The 14,346-nt window shown below is 37.3% G+C and carries 13 protein-coding genes; 8 read left to right on the top strand and 5 right to left on the bottom strand.

The window, feature by feature from the left end; translation table 11 throughout:
* Positions 1-20: 20 nt before the first annotated feature.
* Positions 21-1,289 carry a tRNA epoxyqueuosine(34) reductase QueG gene (queG, locus tag BS34_RS12270; RefSeq protein WP_029407794.1) on the bottom strand — a complete coding sequence of 423 codons (1,269 nt, stop codon included), beginning with the start codon at positions 1,287-1,289 and terminating at the stop codon, positions 21-23.
* Positions 1,290-1,506: 217 nt separating this feature from the next.
* Between queG and tsaE the strand changes: the two genes are divergently transcribed.
* Both tsaE and BS34_RS0106845 read left to right on the top strand, forming a co-directional pair.
* Complete coding sequence (gene tsaE / locus BS34_RS0106850; RefSeq protein WP_029407793.1) at positions 1,507-1,989, top strand: tRNA (adenosine(37)-N6)-threonylcarbamoyltransferase complex ATPase subunit type 1 TsaE; 483 nt, start codon at positions 1,507-1,509, stop codon at positions 1,987-1,989.
* A gap of 177 nt (positions 1,990-2,166) precedes the next feature.
* Positions 2,167-3,882: an N-acetylmuramoyl-L-alanine amidase gene (locus BS34_RS0106845; RefSeq protein ID WP_029407792.1), complete on the top strand. Its 1,716-nt coding sequence runs from the start codon at positions 2,167-2,169 to the stop codon at positions 3,880-3,882.
* Between the two features lie 69 nt (positions 3,883-3,951).
* Here the strand turns inward: BS34_RS0106845 and BS34_RS0106840 are convergent, their stop codons facing one another.
* Both BS34_RS0106840 and BS34_RS0106835 read right to left on the bottom strand, forming a co-directional pair.
* Positions 3,952-4,548, bottom strand: coding sequence for a 5-formyltetrahydrofolate cyclo-ligase (locus tag BS34_RS0106840; RefSeq protein WP_029407791.1), 597 nt, complete (start codon positions 4,546-4,548; stop codon positions 3,952-3,954).
* Between the two features lie 387 nt (positions 4,549-4,935).
* Positions 4,936-5,223, bottom strand: a complete 288-nt coding sequence (locus tag BS34_RS0106835) for a cell division protein ZapA (protein ID WP_029407790.1) — start codon at positions 5,221-5,223, stop codon at positions 4,936-4,938.
* 154 nt (positions 5,224-5,377) lie between these two features.
* Between BS34_RS0106835 and BS34_RS0106830 the strand changes: the two genes are divergently transcribed.
* The 6 genes from BS34_RS0106830 (at position 5,378) to BS34_RS0106805 (ending at position 12,186) form a co-directional block, all read left to right on the top strand.
* Positions 5,378-5,965 (top strand): UPF0149 family protein, encoded by a 588-nt coding sequence (locus BS34_RS0106830; protein WP_029407789.1) that lies wholly within the window; start codon positions 5,378-5,380, stop codon positions 5,963-5,965.
* A 67-nt stretch (positions 5,966-6,032) separates the two neighbouring features.
* Positions 6,033-7,340, top strand: coding sequence for an aminopeptidase P N-terminal domain-containing protein (locus BS34_RS0106825; protein WP_029407788.1), 1,308 nt, complete (start codon positions 6,033-6,035; stop codon positions 7,338-7,340).
* A gap of 74 nt (positions 7,341-7,414) precedes the next feature.
* The gene (locus tag BS34_RS0106820; RefSeq protein ID WP_029407787.1) at positions 7,415-8,647 is read left to right on the top strand and encodes an FAD-dependent monooxygenase; all 1,233 of its coding nucleotides are present in this window, start codon (positions 7,415-7,417) and stop codon (positions 8,645-8,647) included.
* Entirely contained in the window at positions 8,644-9,885 is a 1,242-nt protein-coding gene (locus BS34_RS0106815) for a UbiH/UbiF/VisC/COQ6 family ubiquinone biosynthesis hydroxylase (RefSeq protein WP_038126305.1), read from the top strand. The genes BS34_RS0106820 and BS34_RS0106815 overlap by 4 nt, the downstream gene beginning before the upstream one ends.
* A gap of 51 nt (positions 9,886-9,936) precedes the next feature.
* Positions 9,937-10,821 (top strand): potassium channel family protein, encoded by an 885-nt coding sequence (locus BS34_RS0106810; RefSeq protein WP_084151581.1) that lies wholly within the window; start codon positions 9,937-9,939, stop codon positions 10,819-10,821.
* 408 nt (positions 10,822-11,229) lie between these two features.
* Complete coding sequence (locus BS34_RS0106805; RefSeq protein WP_029407784.1) at positions 11,230-12,186, top strand: LysR family transcriptional regulator; 957 nt, start codon at positions 11,230-11,232, stop codon at positions 12,184-12,186.
* Positions 12,187-12,293: 107 nt separating this feature from the next.
* Here BS34_RS0106805 and BS34_RS0106800 read toward each other — a convergent pair whose 3' ends face one another.
* Together BS34_RS0106800 and BS34_RS0106795 are read right to left on the bottom strand one after the other, a co-directional pair.
* A complete protein-coding gene (locus tag BS34_RS0106800) occupies positions 12,294-13,700 on the bottom strand; it encodes a PhoH family protein (protein ID WP_029407783.1) in 1,407 nt (468 codons plus the stop codon).
* Between the two features lie 88 nt (positions 13,701-13,788).
* Positions 13,789-14,268, bottom strand: coding sequence for a peroxiredoxin (locus tag BS34_RS0106795; protein ID WP_029407782.1), 480 nt, complete (start codon positions 14,266-14,268; stop codon positions 13,789-13,791).
* Between the last annotated feature and the right edge of the window lie 78 nt (positions 14,269-14,346).

The raw sequence follows: 14,346 nt of genomic DNA, 5'->3' as shown, positions 1-14,346 counted from the left end.
TATTGCCAATTCTGAATTAGTTAATCTTTATCGTTTAATGTTTGTTTTTTTGGAAGGTAATACTTCTTAACAATAAACGGTTTAATCGTTTGATTGTCTTTAATCCCTTGAGTAAGGTTAATGTTTGATATTTCAGAACTACCAGGCCTGGTAACTTCAGTATTTTGTGAATGAATTCTTTGTGATAGTTGATTAATTGCCCACTCTATATGCTCGTCTACCAAGTCATTTAGCGTGCCCATTTTGTTTTGTAGTTGTTCAATCATTTGATTCAGCAAATGAGTGTTTGCTCTTGCATTGCCTATGGCGATGGCTAAATTACGATTCCATTGAATGTAACCGATTCTACGAATAGTAGAGCCCTCTAGTTTTTTTAAGAATTGCTCTTCTGTCCAGCTCCAAAGCTCCAGCAAACTAGCAGAATCTAAATTTTGTTGATCTTTAAAGGCCGTTTCAGCCGTTGGTTGGGTAAATTTATTCCAAGGACAAACGAGTTGACAGTCGTCACAGCCATAAATACGATTGCCAATTAAAGGTCTAAGTTCTTTGGCAATAGAACCTTGAAATTCAATGGTTAAATAAGAAATACAACGACGAGAATCGACTATGGCGTTGCCAACAATCGCTTGGGTTGGGCACTCATCAATACACGCTGTGCAAGGGCCACAGCCTTGTTTTTCAAAAGGTGGGTCGGCAGGTAAATTAAGGTTGGTGTAAATCTCACCTAAAAAAAACCAGGAACCTGCACGGGGGTGAATTATTAAACTATTTTTGCCAATAAAGCCTAAACCCGCTTTTTCAGCAAGAGGGCGTTCAAGTACCGGGGCGCTATCCGTAAAGGCACGGTATTGAAAATTATCACAATGTTCATTGATTTTATTTGCCAGTGCTTGCAAGCGTTTACGAATGAGTTTGTGATAGTCTTTGCCCAACGCATAACGTGAAACATAAGCTTTTTCTGGATTATGGAGCTGTTTGGTTGCCAGTTCAGCATCATTGTCAAAATAGTTTAAACGTACACTAATTACACTTACTGTACCGGGTTCTAGTTCATTGGGTCGAGTGCGTTTAGTGCCATGGCGCTTCATATACTCCATTTCGCCATGAAAATTTTCACCTATCCAGTTAAAATAGCGCGCTTCATAGTCTGATAAATCTGTATCTGAAATACCAATGTCGGCAAACCCGAGTTCTTTACCCCAGATTTTAATTAGAGTCGCTAAATCGGCCACCGTTTTTGACGTTGCTGAAGAAGGGATTGAATGAGAAGGGTGAGATACTGAATTCATGTGACATAGTGTATCAAATAACTAAAAATTATAGACAGACAGACTGAATAAAGGTTGTTTTAGTTGCTTTTTTTTGAATTTTATCCAGAATGCGTTCTTTTTTATGAATTTAAAGCTAATAAATTCATGAAATTAAATTTTGGGTTTTACACTACGAAATACGCGCATGATTTTGTGTTAAAACGTTTATAACAATGTAAGAGATTTTAAGGTAGATATGTCTCAGTTAACGACAGAAATAAAATTGCTAAATGAGTCTGAAAGTATTGATTTTGCAGGGCTGGTGGCAAATATAGTGGCTAAAGAGAATGGCTTTGAAAAAGGCTTAATTTTCTATTTGTATGGGGATTTAGGGGCAGGTAAATCATTCTTCTCTCGAGCCTTTGTACAGCACTTTTTACCGGGTCAAAAAGTGAAAAGTCCAACTTATACTATAGTTGAAAGTTACAATTTTTCTACAAATACGATACATCACCTTGATTTATATAGACTTTGCGATCCAGAAGAGTTAGAGTATTTAGCTATAAGGGATTTGCTGAATGAAAATTTTGTGGCTTTAGTCGAATGGCCGCAAAAAGGGAAGCCAATTTTACCGGCTGCTGATATCGAATTTGAATTTATTTATGAAGATATTGGTCGGACCGTTAAAGTGAATGCGGTTTCTGAAAAAGGTAAATCTTTAGTTGAAAAATTATCTTAAAACAATGGTTGTATGGCGTCTTAGTATTAATGGCAAAGACTTGTATCAGCTGTCAGTTAAATGGCATGCCTGTTTGGCATGGTTTTTGATAAGAATAGCTTAACTTTTTGGAAAAAACATAAAGTTAAATTAAAGTAATACGTGGCATCGTCCGTAAAATCTTAAAAGGCTAACTTAATGAAATCGCTAGATTTAACTCGAAAAACAATTTCTTTTAGTTTGGGCATCTTAATGTTGCTTTGGATGGAAACGGTAGTGGCTAGTAGTCAACTATCAAGCATGCGCATTGGTCAAACAGAAGATAAAACCAGAATTGTTTTTGATTTAAAACAAAATAAAGATTACAAAGTTATCGAACTTAGTAATCCTTCAAGATTAGTTGTTGACTTTGCTAATACTAAAAACGGTCTTTCATTTAAAAATAAACATATCACTGATCCGCGTCTATTTAAAATTAGAGTCTCGGATGATAAAAAGCGTGTTCGCGTTGTTTTAGACTTACATAAAACGCCAGTTTATAAAGCTTTTATTTTGAATTCAAAAGGTACACAACGTTTAGTTGTTGATTTAACAGATAAAGCTATAAAACTTAAACCATCTCGAAAAATTAACGATTTGGTGAAAAAACCTGTCGTTTCTCAAGAGAAGTTAGCTAAAAAACAAAATCAAGCGGTTAAGGTCAAAGCCACTAAAGCTACCAATGTCGCCAAGGTTAATCACAGTGTTCAAGAGCATCATGAAAAGCATAATGAAAAACCCCAATCGCCTTTAATTGCTAAGTCTTCAAAAACTAAAGTGGTTAAAAAGGTGATAAAACCTCATAAAACAGAAGTTAAGCAATCGCTTAAGCAACAAAAATTTGCTGAAAATAAAAAAACGGTTAAACACTCGCTTGTTAAGCCATCTAAAAATGCAACCCCCATTATTCAGCTGAGTAAAGCTAAAACTGAAAAAGCGTCAACGGCGAATAAGGCAACCGAAAGCCTATTAAATAAACAAAGTTCGGCTTTTCCTGTTAAACATGATTTTATTGTCGCGATCGATGCGGGTCATGGTGGTAAAGATACCGGTGCGATTGGGCATAATCGAATTTATGAAAAAAATGCGACATTGCGTATGGCGAAGTCGTTAAAAAAGATAATTGATGGTCAACCAGGAATGCATGCTGTTTTAACTCGTGATAAAGATGTTTTTATCCCTCTGTCAAAACGTGTAAAAATTGCTAAAGAAAAAAATGCCGATTTATTTATCTCTATTCATGCCGATGCATTTAATGATCATTCAGTAAGAGGTGGTTCGGTTTATATTTTATCGGAGCGTGGCGCTAGTAGTACGATGGCGAAACTTTTAGCAAAAAGTGAAAATGCGTCTTTAGATGAGGTGAGTTTAAATGGTTTAGATGACGATGTCGCTTTTGCGTTAAGTGATTTATCAAGAGAAGCGACCGTTAAAGAGAGTCGTAAGTTAGCTAAAACCGTATTAGGTGAAATGCAGAAAAAAGTAAAAATGCATAAGCATTCAGTACAATCCGCAGGTTTTGCAGTATTAAAATCAATTGATATGCCTTCATTGTTAATTGAAACCGCTTTTATTTCTAACCCGCATGAAGCTCGTAATTTAATGAGCCGAAAGTTTCAAATGAAAATGGCTGGTGCCATTGTTGATGGTTTAGCTAAGTATGTGGATCAGAATACTAAAAAGACGCGTTGGGGTGAAACCTTGTATGTTCAGTATAAAGTGCAAAGAGGTGACACACTTTCGCAGATTGCCGCTAACTATGCGGTAACCACGCAAACCCTTAAGAAGTTGAATGGGATTAAGAATGCGAATTCTTTATATGTGGGTAAAAAGTTAAAAATTCCAGTCTCAGAAAAGCTTGTAGCAGGGCTTTAAGAGTTTTAAGTGCTTTAAGTTCTTCAAGGTTTAATCGATGCCTTCCTAAGATAAGCGTCTCTGTGAATCTTAGAATGCCTGATAGCCTTGCTCAGTAATCACACCATTTAATGGCACATCCCACTCTTCATGTGGGAGTTCTGCCGTTTGTTGGCATTGATGAGCCCAACCGATTAGTTGAGTAGAATTGTTGGGTTGATCTAGCTTGAATGCAAATGTTCTATCATAATAGCCTCCACCCATTCCTAACCTGTTTCCCCTTAAGTCAAAACCCACCAAAGGCATAAAAACCCAATCCATAGCTTGACCATTTTGATGTTGACTATGAGTCAAGTGTGGCTCCAAAATACCAAATTGATTTTTTATCATTTCACTTTTAGGCGTGTAATTTGCAAAGGCCATGTGCCATTCATCTTTGGTTTCTAAAACCGGAAGATAGACATTGTGTTGCGTATTGTTCCACAAGTATTGAATCGCTTCTTGAGTACTGAGCTCGCCATCTTGGGATAAAAACAGGGCGATGTTTTGTTTTTTTTGAAAGGCTTTTTCGGTATTTAGTAAGTTAACAAAGTGGTTAAAAGCTTTTTGAGCGTGATGAGTTTGTTCTGAATGGGAAAGGTTGTTGCGTTGCGTTCGAAGATGTTTGCGAATTTCAGAAGGTTTCATGATTTTAGATGTTTCATGATTTAGGGAGCATAATATTGGGTGTTTCATTAATTTTAAGGTTTTTACAATTATTGAAACATTGATGAATTAAAAGAACACAAGCTACTAGACTAAAAGCCCTAGACCGAGAGAGTCCAGGTGGCAGTCTCCTCAAGAAATTTAGGCTTCTCGGGTTAGCAAAGCTAACGAGATGCGCACCATTTCAAGTATCTGACCCCAATATTGTAATTATCGGAACGGGGTTTATGCCTAGTAACCTTGTGCATGTTCATTATAACAAAAGGCAGAATGATAAAATGCTCGGAGCGGCTTTTTTTCATTAAAATTTTTAATAAAGCGGATAAAAAAACAATGATAGATAGGTGGTAATGCTTAGTGTTTTAGGATTTAAGCTTGATTGGATGAGGCTTTTTTGGTGGCTTCACTTGCTACTTGATTAATAACCCCATCCAGTTGATCTTCTAATCGCAAGCTATATTGAGTGGTGTCATCTTTTAATTGTAAATAATCAAAGCAAAGGTTTAGTGCAACCATTAGTATTTTACCTTCACCCTTTAAACCTGGAAGTTGGTCAAGTTTATCTTCTAGAAGAGTTGCAGCTTCAATTAATCTCTCACGCTCATGAGTTTCGCAAGGAATTTCAAAAGTGTGATTCATTAAGGTTAGCGTTAGCACGATGGTACTCCTAGACGGTAAGTGTTTTTATAAGTTACTGAACTTAATCAAGAATTATTTATCTTAAATCAATAGCTAAGTTTGATTAGAAAGTAATTTACTTTTATTGTGATATTATTCCCCAATCATACACGTTTAACAAGAGATAGTTGTAATGGATTTTGAACAAGTTAATGAGGCGATTGCGCCTTTTCCTGAATTAGAGTCACCCGCGTTTATTCAAGGCATGTTGATTGGATTAATCTGTGGTGATAATGATATTCAAGAAGCCGTTTGGGTAAAAAAGTTAATTGAAGAAGCGCAAATTAAATCAGTAAAAGAGTCGTTTTTAAAGGTTTTAGATGAGGTCTTTCAAGAGACCAATAAGGGCTTGAATGGTTCTGGGTTTGAATTGAATTTGTGCATTCCTGATGATAATGAATCTTTAGTGTTTAGAGCGGCCATGCTGGGTCAGTTAAGTGAAGGTGTGCTTTATGGATTGGGTTTAATTGGTGCTCTAAATGATGCAGAGCGAGAGATTCCTAGAGAAGTTCAGGAACTTGTTGATGACTTGGGACAAATTGCCCGTATTGATATTGAAGGTTTAAGTGACTCTGAATCAGTAACTGATATAGAAGAATCTGATTTTATGGAGTTGGTTGAATTTGTGAGAATTGGTATTTTGACGATTAATGAAGAATTAAACCCTTCTCAGGCTGCGCCTATTATGGATGCGGTTCCTGATTCAGATACATTGCATTAAACTGATCAATTACTCATTTTATAAAGCCTAATACTATCTGATAATATTATCTAATAATGGACACTTAATGGATTCTTTCTATTCTAAAAACCGAGATAAACTTTTAAGCCAAATGCCAGAGAATAGCGTCGCTGTCGTCGCTTCTGGAGAGGAACAAATTCGTAATCGAGATGTGGAGTTCGAATTTCGTGCAGAAAGTGATTTTTTCTATTTAACGGGTTTTACTGAACCCGATTCGGTTTTGTTTTTAATCAAACGGTCGGATGATAATCAAGCGGTTCTCTTTTTACGTCCAAAAGATCCTGAACAAGAAACTTGGCAGGGTAGACGATTAGGTGTAGATAGTGCGTGTAAAGCTTTGCAAATTGACCAGGCCTGGTCAATTGACGAGTTAGATGAGCAAGCGTTAGTTTTATTGGAGAATATGGATTCAATCTTTGTAAGTTTTTCTCAATTAACTCAATGGAGTGAATCTATTAATGCTTGGATTGCTCAGCTAAAACAGAAAGTACGTAAAGGTATTGCTGCACCTTCCAATATTTGTGATTTAGATAAAATCTTGCATGAGATGAGAGTGTTTAAATCATCTGAAGAAGTAAATCGTATGCGCCAAGCAGCACAGGCTTCTGTAAAAGGTCATTTAGCGGCAATGAAAGCGGTTAAATCTAGCAAATATGAATATCAAGTGCAGGCTGCATTGGAATCTGAGTTTATGCAGCAAGGTTCACCACGAGTTGCATTTACTTCAATAGTGGCATCAGCAGATAACGCTTGTATTTTGCACTACACAGAGAACCGTAGCAAAATTGATAAAAATGCATTGGTGTTGGTTGATGCAGGAGCCGAAATTGACGGTTATGCTGGTGATATTACGACAACGTTCCCTGCTAGTGGACAGTTTTGTGAAGCTCAAGCAAATTTATATAGTTTAGTATTAAAGGCTCAGCAATCGGCTATACAAATTATTAAGCCTGGCGTGACTTATGATGAAGTGCATCAAACTACATTAAAAGTCTTAACGGCAGGTTTAGTAGAGTTGGGAATATTAAAAGGTAGCCTGAACGACTTAATAAAGCGAGAAGCTTATAAACCCTTTTTTATGCATGGTACGGGTCACTGGTTAGGTATGGATGTGCATGATGTGGGCGATTATAAAAAGCAGGGTGAATGGCGTGAACTTAAAGCCGGAATGGTCTTGACTGTAGAACCGGGTTTATATATTTCTAGTGAGCATTCTGATGTTGATGCTAAGTGGCATAATATTGGAATTAGGATTGAAGATGATGTCTTAGTCACTCCAAAAGGTCACGAAGTGTTAACTAAAGGTTTACCAAGAACGGTCGCTGAGATTGAAGCTTGGATGGCTAAAAATTAAGTTTTATTTGCATAAATGGTAAGAGTCCTTTACAAGGCCTCTATAAATGTGTATTTGATAGAGTATTTATAATAATGGTTAATTCTGATTTAACGTTAAATTCTGATGAACTGAGTTGTGATGTCTTTATTGCTGGAGGAGGACCGGTTGGTTTAATGTTAGCAATTGGGCTATCTGGTTTAGGCAAAAAGGTTGTTATCGCAGAACGTTTTGCACCTAGCTCAGATAATCCCGATGAGGTAAAGAATTCATTTGATGGTCGGGTTTTAGCCTTATCAAAAGGCTCTCAAGTTTTATTAGAAAAAATAGGCGTTTGGTCAAAGCTAAAACCCCATACCACAGCAATAGAGCATATTCATGTTTCACAAAAGGGCTATTTAGGCATTACGACCTTACACGCTACAGAAGTTGATGTTGATGCGCTTGGTTTTAGTGTTCAATCTAATGATTTAGGACGGGTTTTGTGGTCTATTGCCTCTGAATCAGAAAACATGACTTTATTATGCCCAGGTAGTCTAGAAAGCTTTACGGAAAATGAGTCTGGGGTGGAAGTCAAAGTTTCATTAGACTCGGATGGTTTAAAACAGATACAAACCATAAAAGCGCAATTAGTGGTTGGTGCAGATGGCACACAGTCTAAAGTGCGTGAAATATTGCAGTTACCGATTGAAGAAAATTCTTATGATGCTTTTGGTGTATTGGCTCAAATAGAAACAGAACAACATCCCCAAGGATGGGCTTATGAGCGTTTTACTCAAGACGGTCCTGTCGCATTATTGCCCATGCATGACCACTTTCATAAAGCCGTGATGGTTTGCTCTAAAGAAGAGGTTGAGGCAATTAAGGCCTTAAATGATGCGGATTACATTAATTTATTTGCGGAAAAGATGGGGGAACGTTTAGGGCGTTTTACTAAAGTCAGTCCAAGAATTGTTTATCCGTTAAAAGAGACGTATGTTCCTCAAATGACCAAAGGACGAGCTGTTCTAATGGGTAATGCTTCGCATACCCAACACCCTGTGGCTGCGCAAGGATTAAACTTAGGTATACGAGATATCGAAGAATTTTTAAATAGTGTTGATTCAACCGATGATTTAGGTGACCAGGCCTGGTTAAATAATTATGCTAACAAACGAAAACCAGATCATCAAAAAGTTATGGGTTTAACCGATAGTTTGATTCAAATTTTTCAGCACTCATCTCCAATGATAGGTCATTTACGAGGTCTTGGTTTAATGGCGATGCAAGCCATGCCAGGTGTTAAACGTCGATTTTCAAAATTTGCAATGCGAGGCAATCGTGCATGAGTAATTCTAATTTAACGAATGATGTTTGGGATGTAATTGTTGTTGGTGGCGGCATGGTTGGTTCTGCAACGGCTTTGGGCTTAGGTCAGCAGGGGATGAAAGTTCTACTTTTAGAAAAGCAACCTGTTGATTTAGATTGGCAAGAAAACTCGGCTTACCAAGTCAGAGTAAGCGCACTAAGCCGAGCTTCTGAGAAAATTATTAAAAACTTAAAGGCATGGCAAGGTATTGAAAACAGACGTTTTCACCCTTTTACAGCAATGCATGTTTGGGATGAAGTAACACCTGGAGAAGTTCATTTTTCTGCTCAAGATATGCATGAAGATAATTTAGGTTATATCGTTGAGAATAATGTTATTCAAGCTTCTCTCTGGGAGCAAGTGCTTGCTTGTGAAAATATCACCACGCTTATTGATGTAAATATTGATAATCTTGTCTTTAAAAACAACCAGGCCTGGTTGTCTGTAGATAATATTGGAATATTTAAGACGGAATTGCTGGTGGGAGCCGATGGTGCTTTCTCTAAAGTACGACAAATGGCCAATATTGGTTTAGATACTCATGATTATGAACAGTGTGCCGTTGTTGGTTGCGTTAAAACTGAATTACCTCATGAGGACACCTGTTGGCAACGTTACACCAGTAATGGGCCGTTTGCTTATTTATCAATGGGTAATAATGTTAGCTCTATTGCGTGGTATTTACCTTCCGATAAAATGCAATGGGCTTTAGACTTGCCTGATGATGAATTTTCTAAAGAGATTGCTAAGGCTTCTGATTACCGTTTAGGGCAGGTTGTTGAAGTGGCTGAAAGAGGGGCTTTTCCTCTGGTAAGAAGACATGCTGAACATTATGTAAAGCCTAATTTAGCATTAGTGGGTGATGCAGCACACACTATACATCCACAAGCAGGACAAGGCGTGAATTTAGGCTTGTTAGATGCGGCGGCTTTAGTAGAAACGATATTAAATGCAAAACAACTCAATAAACCATGGGGAAGTTTTTCAGTGCTTAGAAAGTATGAGCGTTGGCGCCGTGGTGATAATGCATTAGTGCAACGTTCAATGGAAGGTTTTGACTGGTTTTTTAAACAAGATATGGCATTAAAATCCTATATTCGTAAACCACTTTTACCTCTCGCTAATAAACTGACTCTGGTAAAAAATTGGTTGATGGGGCAAGCATTAAATGGACGTGAAGCCTTACCTAAATTGGCTAAGAGTGAATCTATCCATTAATGAAGATTAACAACAAGTTTAAAAAAATAGACTGAATTTAAGCTGGATTTAATGATTATTAACACACAAAAAATAAATTCCTTTTTAGGCGTAGCAGGCGTTAATCCTTCTGAGCGACTTAAAGCACGACAGATTGGACGTATTTTTGAATTTTTAGTTTTGCTTGCTCTTTTGGTCGTTTTTGCACGTTTACTTATTTTTTACAATGACGGTGTGGTTAAGACAGACTGGATTACTCACGCTATTTGGTTAGTCTTTTTTCTTGAGTTGGTTTTTAATCTCTTTAATGTTGAAAAAAAGATCCGTTATTTAAAAGAGAACTGGCTAAATGTTTTAATTGTGTTAATTGCTTTTCCAGCCGTTGAGTGGGGCAACGATTGGATTGTCGCTGTACGTTCATTACGTTTAGTGTTGTTTTTACGCTTCTTTAATGGTTTCTTTAAAGATATTATTATTGTTCTTGGGCGTAATCGTTTTGGTCAAATTCTTTCGATTTTTGCTTTTATTATTATTGGATCAGGGGCGATATTTGCTTATTTAGAAGATCGCCAGGTTTGGGATGGTGTTTGGTATGCTCTAGTCACTATCACCACGGTAGGGTACGGAGATGTGGTTCCTGTTTCTGATGAGGGAAGAGTTTTTGGCGTGATTTTGATTCTCTTCGGCGTGGTTTTTTTCTCTTTGGTTACAGCCAATATATCTGCTTTTTTAATTGGTTCTGAACAGCGTAAAGTCGAGAGTGATATTTTGTCATATATGAAGTTGACTGAAAAACGCTTAGCCGAACAACAAGCTTTAAATGAAGACCAAGTAGAAAGGATTGTTCTCCATATGAGTACAGAGATAGCTATGCTACGTGAAGAAATTAATGAAATGCATATTAAAACAGCGTCTCAAATTAAAAACACTCAAGATGAAGAAGACCTTACCAAGTAGGGAAATTTCATTGCAAAGTTCTCTTTAAGAGACCTTTGCATGAGATAGGTACGAAAGAAAAATAGGCGTAAGTACCCCTTGAGGGTAAAAATTTTGCCTGATTCTCGACTTACCCCTTCGGGCGTCGAGTTCTTCGTTTGCGGCGGAAAACGCAGGAAATAGCTAGCTATTCTCAAGTTGTCGCCCAACGGAAGTGCCCTTGGGGTAAAACAAAAAGCAGGTGAATTTTTACCCTCAAGGGGCACCTAGAACCATTTTTACTCGTGCATACTCTCGTGCAAAGATCTCTTTAAGTAAGTAAACGCACAAAATAAGCTTATAGAGTGATTAACTTATTTGACATTTAATAGGTAAAGTCCTATATTCATTGCACCAAATTATTTTTATATACCATAAAGGAAATTACGGATGGTAGATAGACGTCTTCAGGTGTTCCACACTGTTGCTAAAGTGATGAGTTTTACTAAAGCTGCAGAAACCCTTCATATGACTCAGCCCGCGGTGACTTTCCAAGTTAAACAATTAGAAGATTTCTTCAATACTCGTCTTTTTGATCGTACTCATAATAAAATTACCTTAACTGAAGCGGGTAAAGTAGTTTATGACTATGCGGATCAAATTCTTGAACATTACGAGAAAATGAATAGTGAAGTTAGAGAGTTAACTGGTGAGGTTACCGGTACATTGGTAATTGGTGCAAGTACTACCATTGCTGAATATATGTTGCCGAGTTTACTAGGCGCATTTAAAAAGCAATTTGAAGATGTAAATATTCGACTTCAAGTTGGCAATACAGATGCGATTGTTTCCATGGTTGAAAACAACATGATTGATCTTGGGCTTGTAGAGGCACCAGTACAAAATAAAAACCTAGAAGTTGATGTTTGTCGTGTTGATGAGATGCAGCTTATTTGTCCTTTGGATCATCCATTAGCTAAGCGTGATAAAGTTACTGTTGAAGATTTCCGTAAATATGGTTATATTTCGCGAGAAGAAGGTTCAGGTTCTAGAACGGTAATTGATTCGTATATTAGAGAGCAGGGCTTTAGCTATAGCGATTTAAATGTGGCTATGGAGTTAGGTAGCCCTGAAGCGGTTAAAATGGCAGTAGAATCAGATGTTGGTTTAGCGGTTGTTTCTCGAACTACGCTTTCAAAAGAGCTCCGCCTTGGAACTTTAAAAGCCATCCCTTTAGATCCTCCAATTTTACGTCCATTTTCTCATGTTCGCCAAAAACACAAGTTCCGTCATAGAGCGGTAGGTGAGCTACTTGAGTTTGCAGTAGAGTATTGTCTAGATAGAGCAACTGAGCTAGGTTTTAGAATTCCTACTGAAGAAGAGCAGTCTCTGGGTAGAATTAAATAAAGGGTAGAACCAATTAAAGATTGAGCATTAAAAGATAATTAAAAGCTTTATCTTCTATTAAAACAAAAAAGGCCCGAAAGGGCCTTTTTTGTTTTACAGATATTGTGTTAAAGATTGTCAGAAGCAAACTCTGCTAATCTTGAGCGCTCGCCTTGTTGAAGAGTAATGTGGGCACTATGTCCCCAATGTTTAAAGCGGTCAACGACATAGGTTAGGCCTGTTGTTGTCTCGGTTAAGTAAGGTGAATCAATTTGCCCAATATTACCTAAACATACCACTTTGGTGCCTTCGCCGGCTCTTGTCACTAACGTTTTCATTTGTTTAGGTGTTAGGTTTTGTGCCTCATCTAAAATAATAAATTTCTTCTGGAATGTTCTACCACGCATAAAGTTCATCGATTTAATTTTGATGCGTTTGCTTAGTAGTTGTTGAGTGCTCTCTTTTTCCCAGTCGGTATATCCATCTGAATCCGTTAGGACTTCAAGGTTGTCCATTAAGGCACCCATCCATGGCGTCATTTTTTCTTCTTCAGTTCCGGGTAAAAAACCAATGTCTTCACCAACCGGAATGGTGGCTCGAGTCATAATGATTTCATTGTAGAGGTTTTGATCTAAGGTTTGCTCAAGAGCGGCGGCTAAAGTCAGTAATGTTTTACCCGTACCGGCAATACCCAGTATAGAGACAAAATCAATATCTGGATCCATAAGGTAATTTAAAGCAATGTTTTGTTCTGCATTACGTGCGGTGATGCCCCAAATTGAGTTGTTAGGGCTTCTAAACTCTTCCATGTATTCAAGAGTGGCTTTACCATGACTAACTTTTCTGACAATGGCATTAAATCCGGCATCATTTTGACTAATTAACCCTTGATTTGGGAACCATTTACATTGTTTATCCGCTTCTAGCTCATAGAAGGTTCGGCTTCCTTCTTGCCATGATTTCATCGAGCTTCCGTGAGTTTCAAAGAAATTTTCTTCAAGATACTCCCAGCCGGTATAAAGCAAATCCGCATCTTCTAAAACACGGTCGTTAAAATAGTCTTCGGAGTGCAGGCCTACTGCCGAGGACTTAATACGCATGTTAATGTCTTTAGTGACTAAGGTGACATTACGATTATTGTATTTCTCTTTTAAAGCTAAACCGGTTTGTAGAATGTGGTTATCGGCTTTATGGCTAGGTAGGGAATCTGGTAAATCAACCGCCAGCGGTTCAGTTTCAAAGAAGAGTTTACCTAAGATAAGTTCTTCTTGATTGGGGTTGGGGTGAATGCGTTCTAGTGATAAGCCGGCTTTAATCTCCTCAAAACTAGCATTACTAATGATTTGATCGATAAGTCGGTTCGTTTCTCGAACATTTCGTGAAACTTCAGACATTCCTTTTTTACCGGCATCAAGTTCTTCTAATACCGTCATGGATAAAAAGATATCATGCTCTGCAAAATTAAAAAGAGCCATAGGGTCGTGCATTAATACGTTGGTATCTAAAATAAATAATCGTTTACAATCATTGGTCATCTAAGATCCTTTGAAAATTTGCTTGATTAGTTTGAGCTCTTTACACGAATCATAAGTAAATAAAAAAGATGTGATTTGTGTAAAGGTTTTAGTTTTGTAAATTTTTAAGTGTTTCTAATACTTCTTGAGCGTGGCCTTTTACTTTTACATTTCTCCATTCTTTAATTAATTCACCGGTTTTGTTGATAATAAAGGTGCTTCGAACTATGCCCATGTACTCTTTTCCAAAATTCTTTTTAAGCTGGTAAACACCAAAAAGTTTGCAAAATTCGGTTTCAGGGTCTGAGATAAGTTCAAAGCTAAAATTCTGTTTTGTGATGAAGTTTTCATGGCGCTTTATTGAGTCGAGCGATGCACCATAAATTTGGGTGTTAAGTTTAAGAAAGTCTGGCGCTAGGGCTGAGAAGTCTAAGCCTTCTGTTGTGCAGCCAGGGGTGCTATCTTTGGGGTAAAAATAAATGACTGTGTAATGGTTTAAAAAATCGTTTTGTGTGAGGGTTTTGTGAGAGTTAGCCGATACAGAGGTTACTGAGAAGGAAGGAAGTTTTTCGCCTATTTGTAAAGTCATTAATATGTCCTAATATTTAATTTCTAAGATTTAGTATGCCGACTTTTATTGGTATGTACAAGTATAAAAAAGCTTTAA

It is taken from the genome of Thiomicrorhabdus sp. Milos-T2 (genome assembly GCF_000702325.1).
In the GTDB taxonomy this organism is placed as follows: domain Bacteria; phylum Pseudomonadota; class Gammaproteobacteria; order Thiomicrospirales; family Thiomicrospiraceae; genus Thiomicrorhabdus.
The sequence above is the reverse complement of the archived record's forward strand: the minus strand, read 5'-3'. Positions and strand labels throughout refer to the sequence as shown.

What these genes read in the sequence shown, in the direction of transcription:
- queG (WP_029407794.1), bottom strand. Translation starts at nt 1,289, where the DNA reads ATGAATTCAGTATCTCACCCTTCTCATTCAATCCCTTCTTCAGCAACG.
- tsaE (WP_029407793.1), top strand. Translation starts at nt 1,507, where the DNA reads ATGTCTCAGTTAACGACAGAAATAAAATTGCTAAATGAGTCTGAAAGT.
- BS34_RS0106845 (WP_029407792.1), top strand. Translation starts at nt 2,167, where the DNA reads ATGAAATCGCTAGATTTAACTCGAAAAACAATTTCTTTTAGTTTGGGC.
- BS34_RS0106840 (WP_029407791.1), bottom strand. Translation starts at nt 4,548, where the DNA reads ATGAAACCTTCTGAAATTCGCAAACATCTTCGAACGCAACGCAACAAC.
- BS34_RS0106830 (WP_029407789.1), top strand. Translation starts at nt 5,378, where the DNA reads ATGGATTTTGAACAAGTTAATGAGGCGATTGCGCCTTTTCCTGAATTA.
- BS34_RS0106825 (WP_029407788.1), top strand. Translation starts at nt 6,033, where the DNA reads ATGGATTCTTTCTATTCTAAAAACCGAGATAAACTTTTAAGCCAAATG.
- BS34_RS0106820 (WP_029407787.1), top strand. Translation starts at nt 7,415, where the DNA reads ATGGTTAATTCTGATTTAACGTTAAATTCTGATGAACTGAGTTGTGAT.
- BS34_RS0106815 (WP_038126305.1), top strand. Translation starts at nt 8,644, where the DNA reads ATGAGTAATTCTAATTTAACGAATGATGTTTGGGATGTAATTGTTGTT.
- BS34_RS0106810 (WP_084151581.1), top strand. Translation starts at nt 9,937, where the DNA reads ATGATTATTAACACACAAAAAATAAATTCCTTTTTAGGCGTAGCAGGC.
- BS34_RS0106805 (WP_029407784.1), top strand. Translation starts at nt 11,230, where the DNA reads ATGGTAGATAGACGTCTTCAGGTGTTCCACACTGTTGCTAAAGTGATG.
- BS34_RS0106800 (WP_029407783.1), bottom strand. Translation starts at nt 13,700, where the DNA reads ATGACCAATGATTGTAAACGATTATTTATTTTAGATACCAACGTATTA.
- BS34_RS0106795 (WP_029407782.1), bottom strand. Translation starts at nt 14,268, where the DNA reads ATGACTTTACAAATAGGCGAAAAACTTCCTTCCTTCTCAGTAACCTCT.